The sequence below is a fragment of the Allopusillimonas ginsengisoli genome, assembly GCF_004153455.1.
Lineage (GTDB): Bacteria > Pseudomonadota > Gammaproteobacteria > Burkholderiales > Burkholderiaceae_B > Allopusillimonas > Allopusillimonas ginsengisoli.
Genome location: NZ_SDQE01000002.1, coordinates 168,481 through 188,957, shown reverse-complemented (window position 1 = coordinate 188,957; position 20,477 = coordinate 168,481). Strand labels below are relative to the sequence as shown.

Below are 20,477 nucleotides of genomic sequence, written 5' to 3'. Positions count from 1 at the left end.
GATTACAAAGTGGAAGCAATATTGCCCCGCTTGCGGGCTGGTTCAGGGGCCGGCATGAGCGGTGCGCTGCGATAGCGCGGAAAGAAAGTTCCCAGTACGAATACTCGAAACATGTAAGGAAGCAACCCGCGCTCATTCAATGTCGGCGTCACGCGATCTCGATAATGCTGCTGGTGCAGGCGCGTCAGAGTGGACCAGTGTGCACGCGAGTGCTGATGGTGTGCGGTATGCAGGCCAATATTAAAGAGTAGCGGGTTGACGAGTCCTTCAAAATTGCGTGCAAAATCATAGCTCGGCGCGCCACGCCGGCTGTCTTGGCGGCCATCGGCATGGGCATGCTGCAGGTAGTTGGTGGCCAGCAGCCAGTGCAGCCCGTGAAGCTGCGGCAAAATCACGAAGAGCATGCCTTTCTTGATATCAATGAGCAAGACGGTTACCCATAGCCCGAGCCAGAGTGCATACTGCAGCAGACAGTAGCGCCACACGGCAGGGCGATGCCGACGCAATCGACCGGCCCACGCAAAGATCGACGGATACAGTACGCCGATGGCCTGAAACGGGTGCAATAGATAACCAGATAGGGTATTGGTGTCGCCTTCGTCAAATTGATAGGTGCGGGCGATATCGTTTTCGCCATGTTTATGGCGATGGTGATTGGCAACATGTGTAGGCCAGAACACGCAGGCTGGATGACCCTGGCAAAGCGTGATCATGACGTCGGTGATCCGGTTTGCCCAGCGACCGTGCCACATTCGCAGATGAGTGTGGTTGTGATGAATGACACCTACACCCAAGGTAAGAAAAAGCAGCAAGGCGTACAGGGGCAAGGAAAATCCATGATTCCATTGCCAGAGGATCAGGGCGGGAAAGGCCAGCAGATACGCAATGCTTTGGCCGTCTCGGCGGTGACGAAGGCGGGGCGTGCGTCGAATCCACCGGGCCAGCCGCCTGCTCATGTGTTGTGCCGCCCGGCGACATCAACCGTAGACTGTCTGCACAGATAACGGGCTATCGTCGGTCGCGCCGCATCTGCCTGCAGTCGCGTGCCGAACAGCCTGTCCATGAAAGTGAACTGAAAGCCGTAGTTGCCTTGATAACAGGCATGATGCAGATGATGCCTGCGACTGGCGGCAAACCAATGGCTGTACGAAACATTGGGGAAAAAATCATAATTCGCATGGCCGACGCAATTGAAAAACAGGCTGAACAGAGGCACCGACAACAGAGACCAGAAACTGAAATCGTGGACAACCATGGGCAGCAATATCACGTTGCCCAGCATCAAAGCCTCGACGGGATGGAAGGCATAGGTGGAAAACGGTGTTGTGACGACCGATCTGTGGTGCGGCAGATGAAACCGGCGCAACCACGATGTATGGAGCAGGCGATGATTAATCCAGAAGTGCATGTCATTCCAGACGAGCAGCACGAGGATCTCGACGGCAATGCGCCCTGCGCTTGGGTTGGGAGCGAGCGTTGCCCAGCCCAACTGCACCAGCCCCCACGGAAAGATCATCCCTGTGCCAAATATAAGAATGGAGACCGACGACAGCAGGAGTTCGCGTCTGAGTTGCCCCGGCATGAGGGGCCTTGGATCAAGCGGGCGGCCGACACCACAGGCCGGCAAAATATGGCGTGTCAGCAGCCAGGTAAGGCCGCCAAACACAAAATAAATGCCGCCAAAGAAAAGCAGGCCATAAAGGACGACTTGTCCCGCGGATAACGACGCAAACGCCTCTGCCATATATAGATTGCTGATTGATCTTCGCGAGAAGATACTAGCATGGATGTTATCTGCCCCTGGAGCTGCCGCCGTAGCTGGCGCGCACAAAAAAGCCTCGGTGGATGACCGAGGCTGCGTTGCGGTTGCCGCTGGATGGCTGGGGGTTTAGCGCTTGTCGTGATCGAAGGGTGCGCGAACGCGTGCTTCGGCGAGTGCGCCTAGATAGCCGGCCATGCTGCGGTCGAATCTGTTGAGCAATTGCCAGGCGCGTTGCGCAAACGCTGCGCGATTGATTTTGGGCGTGCCCGTGGAATGGCTGATTTGGATATTGCCTGCGGTTGCCAGTTTGCCACACATTACGTTTGCCATGTTCAGGACCCTCGCTGGTCAATGGATGATCGATATAGGCATTATAGGGTAAACCCTGATTTATAGCTAGGGTTTACCCTAGGCGATGTGTTGAAAATACATCACATCGCCAGCCCGGGCCGGCAGAATGCGAATGCCTGGGCTGAGCAGGGCGCTCATCCGACGCGTTGGGAGGCTGCGACGTGCGTTGCTGGCTGGTTATGACGATGCCGGCCGTTTATTACCGCTGTGCGTCTTTGATCATATTGCGTGCAATGACGATTTGCTGGATTTGCGTGGTGCCTTCATAAATCCGAAACAGCCGGACATCGCGATAGAAGCGTTCGATGGCATAGTCGGATACATAACCGGCGCCGCCGTGGATCTGTACGCAACGATCAGCGACCCGCCCACACATTTCCGTGGCAAACATCTTGCTGCAAGATGCTTCGGTGGATACGTTTTCGCCCGCATCGCGCTTGCGGGCGGCGTCGATCACCATGCAGCGAGCGGCGTAGATTTCTGCCTTGCTGTCAGCCAGCATGGCCTGGATCAATTGAAAGTCGGCAATCGGCTGCCCAAACTGCTGACGTTCCATCGCGTAGCGCAGCGTGTCCGCCAGCATGCGCTCAGCGACGCCCACGCTCACGGCTGCGATATGCAGACGGCCTTTGTCCAGTACTTTCATGGCCGTTTTGAAGCCTATGCCCTCTCGTCCACCGATCAGATTCTCGGCGGGCACCCTGCAGTTCTCGAAGACGACATCACAGGTATGGGCGCCGCGCTGTCCCATTTTCTTGTCGATTTTGCCCAATGATATTCCGGGGCTGCCGGCTTCGACCACAAAGGCGGAAATCCCGCTTCCGCCTTTCTTGGCGGGGTCAGTGCGTGCCATGACTGTAAAAATACTGGCTTCCGGCGCATTGGTAATGAATCGCTTTGTGCCATTGATGACATAGTGGTCGCCATCGCGTACCGCCGACGCACGCAGCGATGCGGCGTCGGAGCCCGATCCTGGCTCGGTCAACGCAAACGAACCAATGATTTCACCCGATGCCAGACGCGGCAGATACTTTTCTTTTTGCTCCGGGGTGCCATCGATGACAATGCCCTGCGAGCCAATCCCATTGTTTGTGCCGATCAAAGAGCGAAATGCCGGCGATGCTTTGGCTATCTCGAATGCAAACAGCACTTCCTCTTCCATGGTGAGGTCCAAACCGCCGTACTCTTCCGGAATCGACAGGCCGAACAGCCCAAGTTCGCGCATCTGCGCGACGATCCGCTCGGGAATCGTGTCTGTTTCCGCGACTTCCTCTTCGACTGGTACCAGTTGCTCACGTACAAAGCGAGATACCGAGTGCAAAAGAATGTTGAGGGTTTCCTGGTCTCTTATCATGTGTGTCCTTTTCGGTGGGGCCTGGCTTGGCCGCACCCCGTGTGTTCTTCCAAATCCCAGGCAAGTGGTCGCAGCCGGGGGCCTAAATCGTTGTCCGGCTTGTCGTGCGACAGCAGGTGGCCCGCCCCGCGCGCCAAGGGGCGGGTGCGGTGGCTGCGCTATTCTGTCACGGGTGAATCCGCTGTGCAAATATTTCGGAACATCCGACCGCAGTGCGGAACAGTTTTGAGCATAAATGCCTGCCGGGCATGTGGCTGAACTGGCCTCCCCTTGAGGGCATCGAACAAAAACCTGGGCGGAAGGCAGGGTGAATATAATCATCACTGAGCAATTTGAAAGAATGTGGAACACGCCGGAGAGCAAATGATGAATCTGCCCCAAATGCCTGTCGCGGCCATGGTGCACGAACACGGGGACGCAGCCGATGAGCTCATGCGTTCGCTGGCTGCTGATCTGCAGGCGCAGGGCTTTCGGGTGCGTGGCTTGGTCATGGTGCCGCCCCCCCAGCGTAGCCCTGAGCACACCAAACGCCGCTTGCGAGATCTGCATTCTGGCCGGGAAATCCAGATCTTCCAGGACCTGGGCCGCGGCTCCACCTCGTGTTGCCTGGATGTCGCCATGCTGGCTCAGGCCACGGCATGTCTTCGTCAGGCGTGTGCGGAAGGCGCTGATCTGGTGATGGTCAGCCGCTATGGAAAACAGGAGGTCGCCGGCGACGGATTTGCGAGCGAACTGCTTGATCTCATGTCCACCGGCATTCCCGTGCTTACCATTTTGTCCCATGAGTTTCTTGACGACTGGCGCCGGTTCACGGGGGGGATGGCGGTAGAGCTGCCGGTTGACGAAAAACGCCTCAAAGCGTGGGCGGCCGGCATTAAGCCTGACGATTGTCGGAAGTCACTGGCGCCAGTCGGATGAAGATCCGCCAGGTTCTGGCTCGGCTGGCGCATGAGCAGATCGTCACGCTTGTGCCGAATCGCGGCGCCTATGTGGCCAGGCCGACCGTGGAAGACGCGCGCGAAATGTTTGAAACCCGGCGGCTTATCGAGCCTCCGCTGGTTGGTAAACTACGCCGGCAGGCGAGTCCAGAAAATATTGCACTTTTGCGCAGGATGGCAAGCCCAGTGCGTCGTTGGCGAGTCAGTCATCGCAGGTATAGAATTTGCTGCTAGTTACCCTTCACCCATTCGTCGGCCATCGTGGCCAAGGAGTATTGCCATGAACACCCGCAATTTAACCACCTTATGCTTTGCCGCCTCGCTTCTGTTCGCAGGCGGCGCTTATGCCCAGGCGCCTGCCGCAGGGCAGGATGGGGTGCTGGTCGACAAGGCTGGCATGACTGTCTATACGTTTGACAAAGATACGGCCAATAACGGCACAAGCGCTTGCGCCGACCAGTGTGCCAAAGCCTGGCCGCCTGTGGTGGCCGACAGCAGCGCCAAGCCCGAAGGCGAATACAGCGTGATCATGCGTACCGATGGCACCCAGCAATGGGCGTTTCGAGGCATGCCGCTGTATACCTTTGCAAAAGATACACAGCCAGGCGAGAAAAAGGGCGATAACTTCAAGGATATCTGGCACGTCGTGACCCCTTGAGGGATCCGGCCGGATAGCCGGATCGCAAGCTATCCCTGGCTGTCAAAGCGTTTTGCCGACCTCTTCCAGTGTGTCGACAAAACGCCCCACCATATCGCGCACTTGATCTTCGGTGATGATCAGGGGCGGGCAAAATGCCACGCTGTCCTGAACGCCACGAACGATGAGGCCATGTTGGTGCGCTCGCTCGTAAATGGCCGCGCCCGCTTTGCCCAGCGGGTCGAAAGGGCGACGGCTTGCTTTGTCCGCAACCAGTTCCACAGCGGCAATGAGGCCAACCCCGCGGACTTCGCCCACCAAGGGGTGGTCGCCCAGGGCGCGCAGGGATGACTGCAGCACCTCACCTGTGCGGGCCGCATTCTCGACCAATCCTCTTTCTTCGATAATCTTGATGTTTTCGAGAGCAACCGCAGTGGTCACAGGATGGCCACTGGTGGTGTAGCCATGGCCAAAGGTGCCGAGTTCGCCGCTATGCCGGGAGATCACATCGTGCACCTTTTTGTTCAGCAGGATGGCGGCCAGCGGCAGATACGATGAGGTGATCTGCTTGGACAGCACCATGATATCTGGCTGAATGTCGAACTTTTGCGAGCCGAATAAAGTGCCCAGGCGGCCAAATCCGGTAATGACTTCGTCCGCAACGATCAGCACGTCGTACTTGCGGCATACCGCCTGGATTTTGTCCCAGTAAGAAGCGGGCGGCACGATGACGCCACCCGCCCCCATGACAGGCTCACCGATAAAGGCAGCGATGGTATCCGGCCCCTCGCGCAGTATCAATGCCTCGAGGTCTTCCGCCATGCGCGTTGCAAAAGCCTCTTCGGTCTCGCCGGGAAGGCCTTCGCGATAGAAGTGAGGGCAGGTCGTGTGCTTCATCTGCGGTAGCGGCAGATCGAATCCCTTATGGTTGGGCGCGAGGCCCGTCAGGCTTGCGGCGGCCACGGTCACGCCGTGATAACCTTTGTTGCGGGCGATGATCTTCTTTTTCTGGCTGCGACCCAGCGCATTGTTGTAGTACCAGATCATCTTGATGACGGTATCGTTCGCTTCGGAGCCAGAGTTTGTAAAGAAGGCATGGCTCATGCTGCCATCGGTGAGCTGGACAAGTTTTTCAGCCAGCTCGATGGAGGGCGTGTGAGTCTTGTGCGTGAACGTGTGATAGAAGGGAAGCTTTTGCATCTGGCGGTGCGCTGCCTCGACCAACCTGGATTCGTTAAAACCCACGGCGACGCTCCACAGCCCCGCCATGCCCTCTATGTATTGCTTGCCCTGATCGTCGTATACGTAGATGCCTTCGCCGCGCTCAATGATGCGTGGGCCGATCTGCTGGTGCTTGACCGCATTCGTGTACGGATGCAGATGGTAGTTGATATCGCGCGTTTGGGTGGAGCTAAGTGTCGTCATGATAGCCTTCATTGTGACGGGTTCTGAGAATTACGTTATTGTCGCTGGATGTTGCGGTCCTGAATCAGCTTACTCCAGCGCGCCCTTTCTTTGGCCTCGAATGCGCTCAGTTCCGAACCGGTCAGGGTGCCGGCCTCTGCGCCCAACGATACAAATTTGGCCTGTACTTCAGGGGAGGCAAGAGCCTGTTTAGCGGCAGCCGTAAGTTTGTCCAGGATGTCGGGCGGGGTGCCTGTGGGCGCATACAAGGCAAACCAAGCCGTGACATCCACATTTTTCAGGCCGCTTTCGGCCACGGTCGGAATATTCGGTACCGAGGGAGAGCGCTCCGCCGAGGTGATTGCGATGCCTCTTATCTTGGAGCCATCCTTGATCTGGGCAAGCGTGCTGGGCAGGTTGTCGAGCAGGATATCGACCTGGCCGCCGATCAGCGCCGGCAGGGATTGAGACGCACCTTTGTATGGGATATGCAGCATATCGATGCCGGCTTCTTGCTCGAGATAGGCGCCAGTCAGGTGGACCGACGAGCCCACGCCCGGCGAGGCATAGCTCAGTTTTTTGTCTTTCGCGGATTTGGCGGCGGCAATCAGATCGTCCATGGTCTTGATCTCGGACTGGGCATTGACGGCGATCACGTTGGGCGTGGTCAGGACCAATGCAATGGGCGCAAAATCTTTCTCCGGATCGAACGGCATGTCTGGATACAGAAACTGATTGATGGACTGTGTGCCTATGGTGCCCATGCCCAAGGTGTAGCCGTCGGGTTTGGCCCGGGCAAGCTGGCCCATTCCGATACTGCCACCCGCACCAGCCCGATTCTCCACGACGACGCTCTGGCCCAATACCCCTTCCATTGCATGCGCGATCGTCCTTGCTGCAATATCAGTGGTGCCCGCCGGTGGATACGGAACAATGAGCGTGATGGCGTGTTCAGGAAATGAGGCTGCCTGAGCGCCTGTGCTGAGGGCCAGCGCGGCGATGCCCAGGCTCACGCTGCGGATAAACGGCTTATGAAAAGATGTGTGCATTGCTGGTGTCTCCATTGTTTTTGAATAGTGTGCCAGGCAATCAGTATCCGACGGCCTGACCGTCGCGCCGCGGGTCGGATGCTGCGACATACCCACCATGCGCCTGCCGCAAAATCACCTGCGCCGCCCCGAAGTCCAGGCTGTCCGCAGCCTGTGGTTCAGTGCGATGGCCCAGATCATTCAGCGCCGTGACAACAGCTTGCGGTGTATGTGCTTCCAGCATCACTCTGGGCCCTGACTCGACACGAAAGCGTGGCGCGTTCACGGCTGTCTGTGGGTTGTTCCCCAGGTCGACCAGCTGCTGCATCATCTGCACATGGCCCTGCGCCTGCATATTGCCGCCCATCACGCCAAAACTGGCAAACGGCCGGCCCTGGCGGGTAATGAAAGCCGGAATGATGGTGTGCATCGGCCGTTTGCCTGGCCCGACCTGGTTCCGATGGCCCGGAACCAGTGAAAAACTGCGGCCACGGTTATGCAGTGCGATGCCTGTATCGGGTACAACCACGCCAGAACCAAAGCCATGGTAGTTGGATTGGATAAAGGACACCATCATGCCGTTGCTGTCCGCAGCCGTCAGATAAACTGTTCCTCCCTGCGTGGGTACGCCAGCAATGGGTGTGCCTGCATTGCTCGCGTCGATCAGGGCTGCACGCCGCCGCAAGTAGTCGGCATCCAGCAATTGTTGCGTTAATTCCCCCATGCTCACCGGGTCACCCACATGTTCGTGCAAATCGGAAAAGGCCAGTTTCACGGCTTCGATAGGCAAATGAAACAGATCCATAGGCTGGCCCTGTCGCGGCGGATCAAAGGTATCCAGCATGCCCAGCGCCATCAGGGCTGCAATGCCTTGTCCGTTGGGCGGTATTTCGTGCAAGGTGTATTCGCCGCGATAACTCATCGAAATCGGCTCCACCCAGTCGCAGCGATGCGCGGCAAGGTCGGCCTTGGTCAGCGCGCCGCCAGTGCGCGCTGAAAAATCGGCAATTCTGTCGGCCAGCTCGCCTTCGTAGAAATCGCGGCCGTCACTGCTGGCGATGCGTTCCAGAGTGCGTGCCTGGGCTTCGAACCGCCATATATCACCGGGTTCTGGGGCCGAACCCTGGGGCAGGAAGGCTTCTGCATAGCCCGGCTGGTCCTTGAGCTTGGGGGCCTGGGCAGCCCACTGGCGCGCGATGACTGGCGATACGGCATAGCCATTTTGCGCGTAGGCAATGGCGGGTTCGAATAAATCCGCAAACGGTAATTTTCCGAATCGTTGTGAAAGCGCCGCCCATCCCGCGATCTGTCCTGGCACGGTCACTGTATTCCAGCCAATGTCGGGCATCGCGTCCATGCCGGCGAATCGCTCTGGCGTCCAGCCCTGCGGTGCGCGTCCGGATGCATTCAGGCCGTGCAATGTTCCGTTGTCCCATATCAACGCGAACGCGTCGCCGCCCAGACCGTTCATCACAGGCTCGACGACCGTCAATGCGATAGCTGCCGCAAGCGCAGCATCGACGGCATTGCCGCCTGCCAGCAGCATGCGCAGGCCGGCCTGCGCGGCCAGCGGCTGGCTGGTGCTGACGACATTGGCGGCCAGGATCGGCATCCGTTGGCTGAGGTGAGGGAATTCCCAGAATGAGTTGTGTGACATGATGGCGACTCGTTGTGTAAAAAGGTTAAGCGTGGATTACTGGACGACGATATTGGCGCGCTCTACCAGTGCGCCGATAATCGGAATTTCCGTCTTGATCTGGCTTTCTAAGGCGTCAGGCGTGCCGTCCGCGGGTGCAATACCCATGGTCAACATGCGTTCACGCACGGATTCATTATTCAGCGCGGCCTTCAGTGCCTTATTCAAGGTAGCCGTCACCGTGGCCGGGGTGCCGGGGGGCGCCACCAACGTGAACCAGGCGGTGATGTCAAAACCGGCGTAACCTTCTTCGTCCAGGGTAGGCAGGTCGGGCAGCGTCGACAGTCGGTTTTTGCTGGTGATGGCCAGGACATCCACTTTGTCGGCATTGACTTGTGGCATCCCTGTGCTGACCATGTCAAAGAAGAGATCCACATCGCCATTCACAACTTGCGGCAAGGCCTGGGTAGAACCTTTGAACGGCACATGCAGCAGTTTGATATCGGCGAGCTGCTGAAAGTATTCAGCGGCCAGGTGGGAAGACGTGCCTGCACCAAACGATGCGATGCTCAGCGTGTCGGGCGCCTTCCTGGCCTGGGCCACGACATCTTCCACAGATTTGAAATCATGTTTCTTGGCCGATAGCAGAATCATCGGGCCTATGCCTATCATTCCTATGGGTTCGAACGCATCGGGATCATAAGGCAGCGATTTGAACAGAAAGCGATTGGTGACCAGCGTGGAGTTGGTGGCCAACAGGATGGTATAGCCATCAGGCGTTGCGCGCGCTGCATGCGACGCACCAATCGTTGTTGCTGCACCGGCGCGGTTTTCGACAATCATCGACTGCCCCAGCGTCTTGCTCATTTCTTCCGTCAGCACGCGGGTGAGCGCGTCTGTAGCGCCGCCAGCGGGGAAGGGGGTCACCACCGTAATCGCACGGTCAGGAAAATCCGCAGCACCTGCCACGCCAACAAGGCTACATAACAAGGCGGCTGCCAGAAAACGGGTACCTGCTCTGAACATGGTTGTCTCCTCAGTGTGTATGAAGGGCCTTCAACAAAAAAAGCTGGAAAAGACTTTTGAATTCCGTATAATGGAATTCAATTCCTATATTATGGATTCAATATAGAACTGCCCGGCTTTAAATGCAAACGCTTCCTGCTATTCACCTGGAACCCGTATGAAAAAAGATCCCTTGCCGGTCGGCCGGCGGCCCGCACGGCGCAAACGTCAACCTGGCTTTGCCGACAAATCATCCCCCGACTTTGTCGAGGCGTTGGCGCGCGGGCTAAGTGTTATGCGCTGCTTTCAACCCGGGGTGCCGGCACTTGGCAATCTGGAGCTTGCCGAGCGAACGGGCCTGGCCAAGTCCACGGTCAGCCGCATCGTCTATACGCTGACCACGCTCGGCTACTTGCGTTATCACCACGATACGGGTCAATACTCTCCCGACTACGGTGTGCTTGCCCTGGGGTTCGGCTGTCTGGCCAACCTCGAGGTCCGCCAACTCGCGCGTCCGCTGATGGAGCAACTGGCCAAATCTACGGGGGCAGCGGTGGCGCTGGGGGCGTTCGATGGCGAGTCCATGACCTATGTCGAAGCCGTGCATGGGTCCGCGGCGCTTTATCTGAGGCTGCCGGTTGGTTACCGGGTAGGCATGAACAGCACCATGGGGCGGGCCTATCTTGCCAGCCTGCCTGCCGCGGAACGCGAGCGGTTGCTTGAAACGTTATCACTGCCGCGTGGTATGTCACGCATCATGAACCAGGCATGCAAAGACTTCGCACTTAGCGGCTGCTGTTATGGCATTGGCGATTGGCAGCCAGGAATCAACGCGGTGGCTGCCCCGTTCGCAACACCCACGGGCGAGAATGTCTTTGTATTGAGTTGCGGCGGGCCCGACAGCATTCTGTCGGAACCTCGATTGCGTGGCGAAATCACCAAAAGCCTGAACACAATCGTAAATGCGCTGGCGCCATCGCAAACGCGGGACCAGGCCGGTGATTGGCCCAAAAGCAATATTTAAGGCACACTATCCCTATCGCCTGGTGATTCAAGGCCCATCCATCAGGAACTACTATGACCGGTTATCAAACCGGCCAGGCCTCCATTGCCATAGAAGGCGCGGATGATCTGATTATCCGGTCGTTGCTCGACCGCCAGCAATATCACGATCCCGCCGGTGCGGCCCTGCGTCTTGGCATCTGTTCGGCTTCCTGGCCCCTGTTCGGCCTGGTGTGGCCGTCGGGCATACAACTGGCCATACAGCTTGCCAATCGTCCTGTCTGCAAGAGAGAACGGATACTGGAAATCGGCTGTGGCCTGGGGCTGGCCAGCCTGGTCGGTCATCGACGCGGCGCAAATATCACTGCCAGCGATTGCCATCCTTTGGCTGAAAAATTCCTTGACCATAACGCAGAGCTCAATGGCCTGTCGCCGCTGGCCTATTTTCATGGTCAGTGGGGCCCCAAAGCGGCACGAAAGGCGCCGCTGGATGGCACCGCGATACTCTCCGGTCAGTACGATCTTATTGTGGGCAGTGATTTGTTGTACGAACGAGGCATGCCTGAAGCACTGGCCGATTTCATTGACGATCACGCAACGCCGAGCGCAGAGGTCTGGATCATTGATCCGAATCGCGGCAATCGTCCAGCTTTCAATCGCCACATGGCAGCGTTTGGCTTCAGCTTGGTGAGCGATACCCGGCTGGACCATCAGGTGACTTCGGGAGAAGCCTTGGGTGAAGGATATAAAGGCCGCTTGCTGGTGTACGAGCGCTGAATAATGTCAGGCCCGGCGAGCGTGCGCCGCATAGGCATTCTGCCTGAGGGCGATTGCTATCCTACCGTCTTGCGTTTCGCCAGCAGCTTGTCCAGTTGATTGGCAAACGCCCGGCGGTCAGCCTGACTGAACGACTTGGGCCCGCCGGTATCGACACCGCTGCTGCGAAGTTCTTCCATCATGTCGCGCAGCGCAAGCCGTTCGCGTATCGTGTCGGCTGAATACAGTTCACCGCGTGGGTTCAGCGCCAGCGCGCCCTTGGCCAGAACCTCCGCTGCCAAGGGTATGTCGGCAGTGATGACCAGATCCTGCGCGTTCGCTTGCGCTACGATAAACGCATCGGCCACATCAAAGCCACGCGGCACCTGGCGTGCCGACACAAAGCGCGAGGGCGGCGTACGCAGCATTTGGTTTGCGACCAGCGTCACGGGAATCTGCCAGCGCTCCGCTGCGCGGTACAGAATGTCCTTGATCACGGCGGGGCACGCGTCGGCGTCTACCCATATCTGCATGGCACTCAATGCGTTTCAGTCCAGGACATAACCTGTTCAACCGATGCCGTCACGCCGCCACATACGATCACCAGTATGTTTTCATAGTCGTTCAACAAGTGGCTGGCCTCATACACCAGCGCCAGACTCGCACCGCACGCGGGTTCAATCAGAACACGATGGTCGTCAATAAAGCGACGGCAAGCCTGAACCGCCTGCCGGTCTGTCACGACAGCAGGGCTGACAGGGTGGCTCATCGCCAGCGAAAATGCCTGCTCGCAGACCTGCTTGGCGCCCAACGAGGTGGCCACGCCCGTGATGGTGGGCAGCGTCACCCTGTCTCGCTGCTCGACAGCGCGAGCCAGCGACGCCGTCCCGTCGGTCTCGACAGTGATCACCGGCATATCTGCCCAACCATTGCGTTGCAGCCCCTCCATCACGCCTGCGAACAACCCGCCGCCGCCTACAGACAGCACGATGGCATCCGGCCGCATAGCCTCAGCCGCAACCTCGTCGATGATACTGGCATGGCCCTGCCAGAGCAGAGGATCATCAAAAGGATGGATGAAGGCATCGCTGTCGTTGAGGAGGGAGAGCGCATGGGTATTGGCTTCGGCCCAGGTAGCGCCCTGTACGACGAGCGTTGCCTGCTGCTCCCGGATCAGCGCGCAGGCGCGTTCCGAGGTGGACTCCGGGACGACAACGACCACAGGAAGGCCCAGCTTTCGTCCCGCATAGGCGACAGCAATGCCCGCATTGCCCCCCGACGAGGACACGAAACGCGTTTTTCCCTGACGGGCGTACTCTTCGCAGGCCAGCCCCACGCCGCGTATCTTGAAAGAGCCGGAGGGCTGCAGGGCATCCATCTTTAGCCAAATGTGTTTTCGGGTGATTGCGCTCAGGGGGAGGGACTCAAGCAGCGGGGTATTGATGTGCAGAGGCATAAGGTGAATTGTTGTTGAAATAAGCGTAATGTCAGGGACACAGATTAACGCGATTCGGATAGCCTTGAAAACAATTCGTCCTGTTACGCTAAAGGCTTTCCATTATCTTCAGGAATCGCCACACATCTTTTATCGGGATCCAGCATGAAGACAGCCCCCATTATCGTTATTGGTGCAGGCCTGTCCGGGCTTTCGGCGGCGGTGCGCCTGAGCAATAAAGGGTATCCGGTGGCCGTTCTCGAGGCAGGCGGCCACGTCGGCGGTTGCTGCTCAACCCAAGACGCCGATGGTTTCCGTTTCAACAATGGCGCTGTGTACGGCGCAACACCCTCTCTGCTGCGTCGCGCTTTCCGGTTGCTGGATATGGATCTGGATGCGTGCGTTGCGATGCGTCCAATTGCTGTGCCGCAAGTCAGCATTATGGATAGCGGAACCCGAGTGTTCACCACAACCGTGGAAGAGTCGTGGGTCGAGGGTGATAACGCCGCGGTCAGAACCGCGCAGTACCGGGCCGAGCTCCATCGCTTATATCAGGCTTGGCGGCCTGTTTACCGGCGCCTCGTCGATCAGGTGTTGCCTTACGATTTTTCCCTGTCCAGAACGCTCATGCAGCTGTGGCGCTATCTGCCCAGGCTGTCGGGTAGCGTTTCGCGTGTGCTGGAGAAGCAGTTCTCAGATATCGAGGTGCGCGCCGCAGTAGGGGCTATTACGCTGTATACAGGCCTGGCGCCGCAGAAGACGCCTGCCACCCAGATCGTAGGCCTTCTGGCCTTGCTGGACGAAGGGTTTTTCCTGCCCGAGGGCGGCATGGGCAGCATTCCGCAGGCCATTTGCCGCAAGCTGGAAAGCAACGGTGTTGACGTCCGGCTCAATGCCAGGGTAGAGCGCATCATGTTCCGGCATGGCCGGCTTCAGGGGGTATTGCTCGCTGATGGCTCCGTGCTTGCGGCTTCCGCCGTGATTGCGACCAACTCTGCTGTTGATGTCGTTAAACACATGTTGGATCCAGATCTTGTGCCGTCCACACTGCGGCGCCGGCAGCAACGCGCACCGCTTTCGCACCGGGCCATCTCCGTCCAGTTGGGTATAGAGAGGGGACAGTCGTGCTCGGTGGAGGCCTTTGCCGTTAATCATGTCCCGCTGCTGGATGAGCAGTACCGCTTTCATATACCAGCCAAACACGCTGTGCGCTGGTTTAGCTACACAAACCCGACCAGTGTCCTGCCTGGCTTGGCGCCGGAAGGCTGCTCCGTGGTCGAGATGTTTGTACCCGCGCCTTTGGGAGCGGCTGCTGCGCAGCTCAGCACAGAGCAGGCGTGGGAGGTCGCGCAGCGATACATTTCGGTATTGCAGGACCAGTTATCCGGACGCATAATCTGCCAGCGGATGCTCACGCCAACCGACTACGCGCATAAGCTGAATCTGTACGAAGGCGCGTTGTATGGATTGTCTCCCGCCGCAAAACCCACGGATTACTTTCCCCGCCGCACCGGCATTCCCGGCCTGTATCTTGCCGGGCAGACGACGTACCCGGGCTATGGCGTACCCACCGCCATGTTGTCAGGGCTGCACGCAGCCAACGCGATCATCAAGGAAAAAGAGAGTGCTTTTTGAGCAGAACCGCGCATAGCATTGCTTGAAAAGAGGTATACATACGATAAGGCCAACTACACAGGATACGCTGATGTCTCGACCCGCCGTTGCCATTCTTGACGACTACCAGAACAACGCTTTCGACTTGACCGACTGGAGCAATATCCGGTCCTCCGCTGATATCACCGTATTCAGCCAGCCCTGGAAAAGCGAAGACGATCTCGTTGAGCAGCTTCAGCCTTTTACGATTATTTCGTTGATGCGCGAGCGCACGGCGCTGCCGGCCCGTGTGCTGGATCGCTTACCCAATCTAAAGCTCATTTCCATGACTGGCGGGCGCACCAGCACGCTGGATCTGGATGCCTGCACCAGGCGTGGAGTATGGGTGTCCTACACCGGTTCTTCGCCGTCCCATGCGGCTGCGGAGCTGGCGCTCGGGCTCATGTTTGCCTGCGCGCGAGCGTTACCGCAGGCACACGCCAATATGCGCGGTGGACAATGGCAGGAAGGCCTGCCTATGGGCATGCAGCTCGAGGGCAGGCGTCTGGGCGTGGTCGGTCTGGGTAAACTCGGTACCTATGTTGCGCGCGTTGGACTGGCGCTGGGCATGGATGTGGTTGCCTGGAGCCAGAACCTTACGGCCGACGCCGCACGCGAAAAAGGCGTACGTCGCGTTGAAAAGCATGAGTTGTTTGCGGATGCTGATGTAGTGTCTGTGCATCTGACGCTGTCGGACCGCACCCGGCATGTTATTGACCGGGTTGCGCTGTCCGCCATGAAAAAGGGCGCGATCTTCATCAACACGTCTCGTGGACCACTGGTCGACGAGGCGGCCTTGATCGATGTGCTGAAAGCTGGCCAGATCATGGCCGGTCTGGATGTCTACGACATTGAGCCACTGCCTGAAGACCATCCGTTGCGCATGCTGCCCAATGTAATCCTGGCGCCGCATCTTGGCTATGTGGTCTCGAATGCGCTTGCGCACTTTCTGCAGGAAAGCGCGCAAAACATTCTGACCTTTCTTGAGGGTGGCGTGCCACCGCTCAAGAATCCGGATGTCCTCAATCCATCAACTGCACGGTAGGCGAGGCGCTCACCCTGTCGGTGTTGGGTGGTCCATTCTCGCCTTCTTCTGTGTGTTCACGGGCTGGCGCCAATCGTTCCAGCGCTTTGGCTGCTGCCGCATGCATGGGAATCGAAAGCCCCATTGTCGCGGTCGCTAAAGAAATCTGCGCACCCTGAGCGCTGCCCAAGGACGGGTAGTCATGCCCCTTCTCGAAAATGCGGCGCGTCAGCGAGGCGAGCTCTGCGTCCGAGAATGCGGTGTCTGTGAGCAAGAGGGCGGCGGTAGCAATCGTGGGTACATCCTGTTTCTGACCAGGATACGTACCCTGAGCGATGCTATATGCAAAATAGCCTTGCCTGGCGTCAACCAGACGGGATACCGCAGCTTCTGACAGCGGCAGCAAGCGCAAGGGCATGTCGGTGAGCGAGTCGCGCACGCTGTCCGCGGGTGTTCCAATCACTTGAATCACCGCATCTGTCTGGTTTTTCTGCAGCGCAAGCAATGCGCCGCTGATGCTGAACTCCTGCGGCTGTATGTCTTCGAGCGCTATCCCATGCGCCCAAAGTACCCTGAGCGCGGTGGTGCGCGAGGCCGAGCCTATTTCGCCGATCGCCACACGCTTGCCTTTCAGGTCGGCCATCTTGTTCAGCGAGTCTGTGGCGCGAACCAGTACGTGGATAGGTTCCGGATACAGGCTGGTTACGCCGCGCAGCGCGATGTAGGGCCCTTGCCCCTTGAATGCCCCGGTTCCCTCATAGGCATCCAGCGCGGCGTCGCCTTGTGCCAGGGCCAGCGACACCTTGCCGGACCGCAGGAGCCTGAGATTTTCTTCGCCGCCTCGCGTTATCAACGGAACCGCCCGTGAGCCGCGGCCACTGAACAGGGCCCGCGCGACACGCAGGTATTGGCCATGCTCTGCCCCTGCTGCGATGGCATAGCCATCCGACACCCTTGCCAGTCGCGCACGAATGCTCGCCTGTGCGGCAGCAAGCTCCTCTTCGATCGCGGCATGCTGCTCTGGAGAGGTGTCCCTGGGAAACGCGTCGACAACCTTGCGCAGGGCCGCAAGCATCGCGCCAGTTCGTTCAGGCGATGCAGGGACAACGCCCGGTGCGACAGGAGGCTGGTACCCAGCGGGCAGCACAGCAACCCATTTATCGGCTTCTTGTCTATAGAGAACAGTGCCATGCGCGCGGATGAGGTCATTGGCTTTATTGCCGCCAGATGTAATTCCTTCGATGCCCTTAGGGCCCGCGCCCAGCGCGGAAACCAACCCTGATACGCCTGGCGCGTTCCAGGCGCCGAAGTCGATGTCGCGCGTAAGGCGCAGCGTTGCATCAAAGTAGACGATGCGTCGCTTTTCGCCTGCCGGCGCTTTGGTGTCCGCCTGCGAGCCGCGCCGCTCCAGGCCTGCAAGCTCGACGACATCGCCAGGCAGCGCCAGCTCCAGCCGTTGGCCCACATCGGCACGAACCGTGTCGACATCAGGACCATAGCTGCAGCCTACAAGCAATACGAGAAACAAGCAGGAAATAAATACTCTCATCGTCAACCTCCGATGAAAGGCAGGGCCAGCATGCCTGTTAGCACGAAGGCGTTCATGATGTCTACAAAGAATGCGCCAGCCAACGGCACAATCAGATAGCTGGTTGGCGCGGGCCCGTGCTTGGCGGTAATCGCCTGCATGTTCGCCATTGCGGTGGCGGTTGAGCCCATATTGAACCCGATAAAGGCGGCCGATGTGACGGCCGCTTCGTAATCCTTGCCCATGAAGCGAAAGCAGACGAATACGACATACAGGAACGACGCCGCGATCTGAACCAGAATAATGACCATGAACGGCCCGGCAGAAAGCGCCACCTCCACCAGATTCAGCGTCATCATGGTCATGACCAGAAACAGCGAGAGACAGACATTGGCGATCAGGTCGGCTGCCCGATCATCAAAGCGCAGCCCTGCAAAGGGTAGTAGATTGCGAAGCGCGATGCCTATCAGCATGCACCACAGAAATGCGGGAATCGTAATGGCACTGCCTGAGAATTGGTCGGCAAGCCATTGCCCAGCAAGGAGGGCGGCAAAAATCCCCGCGAGTGTGCCGAGCACGGCGGTTGTGCTGATAGGCGCTGGTGTCTCGGCAAATTCATGAGATGCTGCGGATGCCTCTGCGGACGACCGCAGTTTGTGGCGATTGATGAGAAGCTGTGCGATAGGGCCACCAATCAACCCCCCGACAATCAGGCCAACCGTGGCAATCGTCATGCTCAGGTCCATGACCATCTGCAAATTGTTGATCTCCGCGAAACGGTCCGCATATGCTGCGCCGGTACCGTGCCCGCCCACCAGCGTGATGGAACCAGCGACCAGGCCAAAGATTGGATGCAGGTCCAGCAGCCGGGCCACGCCCACCCCGACGGTGTTCTGCACCACAATGAAGGGCAGCAGCACGAGCAGGAATATCAATAGTGCCTTGCCGCCGCGTTTGAGTTGCCGCAAGTCTGCACACAGCCCGATCCCGCTGAAGAACATCAGCAGAAAAGTAGGCTTGATGGTTTGGTCGAACGAAATTCTGAAGTCGGCAGTTGCCAGCAGCAGCGATGCGATGATGGCAAAGATCAACCCGCCCGTGATCGGGTCGGGGATATTGTAACGAGATAGAAAACCGATTTTGCGATTGACGACCGTGCCAATCAGCAGCATGCCAATGGCGGCCAGAAGCGATCCAAGCGGGTCAAAACTCATGCTTGTGTGAATTGCTCAAGTTGAAGAATTCAGAAGTGTATGACAGAAGCTAAATCTACGGCAGCGTGGCCAGCGTTTCAAAACGTTCCAGGTGGCCGGTGCCTTCGCTGACGTCACGCCAGCTGTGTGCATCGAAATCTATGACAGCCAGCCCGGCGGTTGGGTACTCACGCTGAAGGCGCGCGGCGGCTTGCGCATCACCGGCGCCGGCGAGATAGCTGGCCAATCGCTCAAAGCCAGGGTTGTGGCCGACCATAAGCAATGTGTGGGTGCTGTCGTTCGTGTCAAAGATGACATCCAGCAGTTGGGAAACCGTAGCCTCATAGATGCGGCCTTCATTCTGGTGCGGAACAGGTGCGCCAAAAGCAGGGAGGGCGAGCGCCCAGGTTTGTTGCGCGCGCCGTGCAGTCGAGACCAGAGCCAGGTCGGGTTTCAGATCGTGGCTTGCCATGTACTTTCCGATGGCTTCGGCCTGTCGGTGTCCACGAGGCGTCAGCGCGCGGTCGTGGTCAGTGATTCCGGGGGGATAGTCGGCTTTGGCGTGGCGAAGCAGGATCAGGCGAAGCATGGGGTAGGGTCCTGGGTCGTGTGTGGGTTGAATGAGATGGACGTGGTCCGATGACCATATGATAGGGCATTACGCCGGCCCCGCCATCGTCACACAGAAGCCAGGGGCCGCCTGGATAACGGCAGCCCCCTGCCACTCAATGCCAGAACAACGCTAAAAGAATGATGATGGGAATAGGAATGCCAAGCAAGTAAAGCAGGATTGATCTCATTTTTGAAAGTCCTTCAGCAGTAGTCAGGTGTTGAGGGGATAAGCGTCATCGATGGCCGCCATATCGCGGCGGCGTCCGCCCCAGATGGCAGCCAGGCTTGCGAAGAATGCACCGCACAGCAACGATACGAACATCCACAACGCGGCGGTGGCGGCCGCCTTGCGCGCTGCGTCGGCCGCTTCTTTGGCCTTGTTTTCCAAAGCTGCAGCTTGCTCTTGCGCCTGTTTGTACAGCGTGTCGATACGCTGCTCTGCGTCTGTCTGGCTGATACCGGTTTGACGCGCGATCAAGCCAGCCAGATAGGTTTTGTCAGACGCGTCAAGTTCACCTTGGCTCAGGCTGCGCAGCAGTATCGTTGACGCTTCCCCGTGGCTGCGTTCTGGATTCACTGTGTCGGGTGCAGGCTGGTCCGAGCGAAACAGCGCATCAACAAAGTAATCCATGGGATTGCTGGTATCTTGTGCTGCGCTGGTTGTGACACCTTGGACGGCGGTTGCAACGGCGCCCGAGGTCGCTTTGCCGGCGATTTGCGCACTCGAGCCGATCAATCCGCTTAGGGCCGAGCCTAGAAATGCCGCGGTCACCAGTGTTGCAACGGCCCAGCTCATCATTCCGTGGGCAGTGTCACGAAAATACACTTCGTCATCGTGAATGGATCTCCATTTGACGCGCAGGCGGCCCGCCAGATAGCCGCCCAACGCCGACGCCAGAATCTGGGTAAACGCTAGCCAGATGGCAGTTGAAATGGTGAATGTCGTGGCGCCGACGCCTTCCTGGCTCCATGGGGAGATAGCCGAAAACCCAAGACCCATCCCGAGCATCAGCAAAATGAGCGATAACGCTGCGGCGGCGGCTGCGCCAGCGAAAATTGCGGCCCAGGATACGCCGCTTGTGAAGCTTGCGTCTGGCCGCAAGTTGCTGTCATAGGCCGGAGGCGTCGCGGCCAGGGTGTCATTTTGAATCATTTTCGC

Annotated in this window: 20 protein-coding genes; 6 read left to right on the top strand and 14 right to left on the bottom strand. The window is 58.4% G+C overall.

The genetic code is table 11. From position 1 onward, the window contains the following. Positions 1-2: 2 nt before the first annotated feature. The 4 genes from ERE07_RS05805 to ERE07_RS05790 form a co-directional block, all read right to left on the bottom strand. Positions 3-956: a fatty acid desaturase gene (locus tag ERE07_RS05805; RefSeq protein ID WP_130007873.1), complete on the bottom strand. Its 954-nt coding sequence runs from the start codon at positions 954-956 to the stop codon at positions 3-5. Then, positions 953-1,744, bottom strand: coding sequence for a sterol desaturase family protein (locus ERE07_RS05800; protein ID WP_130007872.1), 792 nt, complete (start codon positions 1,742-1,744; stop codon positions 953-955). Before ERE07_RS05800 ends, ERE07_RS05805 begins: the two co-directional genes overlap by 4 nt. 144 nt (positions 1,745-1,888) lie before the next feature. Then, positions 1,889-2,092 carry a hypothetical protein gene (locus ERE07_RS05795; protein ID WP_130007871.1) on the bottom strand — a complete coding sequence of 68 codons (204 nt, stop codon included), beginning with the start codon at positions 2,090-2,092 and terminating at the stop codon, positions 1,889-1,891. A gap of 220 nt (positions 2,093-2,312) precedes the next feature. Beyond that, entirely contained in the window at positions 2,313-3,467 is a 1,155-nt protein-coding gene (locus ERE07_RS05790; RefSeq protein WP_130007870.1) for an acyl-CoA dehydrogenase family protein, read from the bottom strand. A 363-nt stretch (positions 3,468-3,830) separates the two neighbouring features. Here ERE07_RS05790 and ERE07_RS05785 point away from each other — a divergent pair, with 363 nt between their 5' ends. Continuing rightward, positions 3,831-4,385, top strand: a complete 555-nt coding sequence (locus tag ERE07_RS05785; protein ID WP_130007869.1) for a DUF2478 domain-containing protein — start codon at positions 3,831-3,833, stop codon at positions 4,383-4,385. A gap of 300 nt (positions 4,386-4,685) precedes the next feature. Continuing rightward, complete coding sequence (locus tag ERE07_RS05775) at positions 4,686-5,063, top strand: COG4315 family predicted lipoprotein (protein ID WP_130007868.1); 378 nt, start codon at positions 4,686-4,688, stop codon at positions 5,061-5,063. 42 nt (positions 5,064-5,105) lie between these two features. On the opposite strand, the gene ERE07_RS05770 is transcribed toward ERE07_RS05775, so the two are convergent. From ERE07_RS05770 to ERE07_RS05755, 4 genes are read right to left on the bottom strand one after another with little or no spacing between them, the layout of a single operon-like run. Beyond that, positions 5,106-6,467 (bottom strand): aspartate aminotransferase family protein, encoded by a 1,362-nt coding sequence (locus ERE07_RS05770; protein WP_130007867.1) that lies wholly within the window; start codon positions 6,465-6,467, stop codon positions 5,106-5,108. Between the two features lie 35 nt (positions 6,468-6,502). Continuing rightward, positions 6,503-7,495, bottom strand: a complete 993-nt coding sequence (locus ERE07_RS05765) for a Bug family tripartite tricarboxylate transporter substrate binding protein (protein WP_130007866.1) — start codon at positions 7,493-7,495, stop codon at positions 6,503-6,505. Positions 7,496-7,535: 40 nt separating this feature from the next. After that, the gene (locus ERE07_RS05760) at positions 7,536-9,131 is read right to left on the bottom strand and encodes a gamma-glutamyltransferase family protein (RefSeq protein ID WP_209021099.1); all 1,596 of its coding nucleotides are present in this window, start codon (positions 9,129-9,131) and stop codon (positions 7,536-7,538) included. A gap of 36 nt (positions 9,132-9,167) precedes the next feature. Continuing rightward, complete coding sequence (locus ERE07_RS05755; protein WP_130007865.1) at positions 9,168-10,136, bottom strand: Bug family tripartite tricarboxylate transporter substrate binding protein; 969 nt, start codon at positions 10,134-10,136, stop codon at positions 9,168-9,170. 157 nt (positions 10,137-10,293) lie between these two features. Here ERE07_RS05755 and ERE07_RS05750 point away from each other — a divergent pair, with 157 nt between their 5' ends. Next, positions 10,294-11,139: an IclR family transcriptional regulator gene (locus ERE07_RS05750; RefSeq protein WP_130007864.1), complete on the top strand. Its 846-nt coding sequence runs from the start codon at positions 10,294-10,296 to the stop codon at positions 11,137-11,139. A gap of 53 nt (positions 11,140-11,192) precedes the next feature. Then, positions 11,193-11,894, top strand: coding sequence for a class I SAM-dependent methyltransferase (locus tag ERE07_RS05745; RefSeq protein ID WP_130007863.1), 702 nt, complete (start codon positions 11,193-11,195; stop codon positions 11,892-11,894). Between the two features lie 56 nt (positions 11,895-11,950). Here ERE07_RS05745 and ERE07_RS05740 read toward each other — a convergent pair whose 3' ends face one another. Both ERE07_RS05740 and ERE07_RS05735 read right to left on the bottom strand, forming a co-directional pair. Continuing rightward, the gene (locus ERE07_RS05740; protein WP_130007862.1) at positions 11,951-12,406 is read right to left on the bottom strand and encodes a YaiI/YqxD family protein; all 456 of its coding nucleotides are present in this window, start codon (positions 12,404-12,406) and stop codon (positions 11,951-11,953) included. Positions 12,407-12,411: 5 nt separating this feature from the next. Beyond that, the gene (locus ERE07_RS05735; protein ID WP_130007861.1) at positions 12,412-13,329 is read right to left on the bottom strand and encodes a pyridoxal-phosphate dependent enzyme; all 918 of its coding nucleotides are present in this window, start codon (positions 13,327-13,329) and stop codon (positions 12,412-12,414) included. Positions 13,330-13,473: 144 nt separating this feature from the next. Here ERE07_RS05735 and ERE07_RS05730 point away from each other — a divergent pair, with 144 nt between their 5' ends. Both ERE07_RS05730 and ERE07_RS05725 read left to right on the top strand, forming a co-directional pair. Beyond that, entirely contained in the window at positions 13,474-14,943 is a 1,470-nt protein-coding gene (locus ERE07_RS05730; protein ID WP_130007860.1) for a phytoene desaturase family protein, read from the top strand. Between the two features lie 70 nt (positions 14,944-15,013). Next, the gene (locus ERE07_RS05725) at positions 15,014-16,006 is read left to right on the top strand and encodes a D-2-hydroxyacid dehydrogenase family protein (protein WP_130007859.1); all 993 of its coding nucleotides are present in this window, start codon (positions 15,014-15,016) and stop codon (positions 16,004-16,006) included. Here ERE07_RS05725 and ERE07_RS05720 read toward each other — a convergent pair. The 4 genes from ERE07_RS05720 to ERE07_RS05705 all read right to left on the bottom strand — a co-directional run bounded on the left by ERE07_RS05720 (position 15,984) and on the right by ERE07_RS05705 (position 20,471). After that, positions 15,984-17,534 carry a TAXI family TRAP transporter solute-binding subunit gene (locus ERE07_RS05720; RefSeq protein ID WP_130007858.1) on the bottom strand — a complete coding sequence of 517 codons (1,551 nt, stop codon included), beginning with the start codon at positions 17,532-17,534 and terminating at the stop codon, positions 15,984-15,986. The two genes, ERE07_RS05725 and ERE07_RS05720, sit on opposite strands and share 23 nt — an antisense overlap. A 2-nt stretch (positions 17,535-17,536) precedes the next feature. Beyond that, positions 17,537-18,727, bottom strand: a complete 1,191-nt coding sequence (gltS, locus tag ERE07_RS05715) for a sodium/glutamate symporter (protein WP_130007857.1) — start codon at positions 18,725-18,727, stop codon at positions 17,537-17,539. 55 nt (positions 18,728-18,782) lie between these two features. After that, positions 18,783-19,295, bottom strand: coding sequence for a SixA phosphatase family protein (locus tag ERE07_RS05710; protein WP_130007856.1), 513 nt, complete (start codon positions 19,293-19,295; stop codon positions 18,783-18,785). A 234-nt stretch (positions 19,296-19,529) separates the two neighbouring features. Further along, positions 19,530-20,471 (bottom strand): hypothetical protein, encoded by a 942-nt coding sequence (locus tag ERE07_RS05705; RefSeq protein WP_130007855.1) that lies wholly within the window; start codon positions 20,469-20,471, stop codon positions 19,530-19,532. Positions 20,472-20,477: the final 6 nt, after the last annotated feature.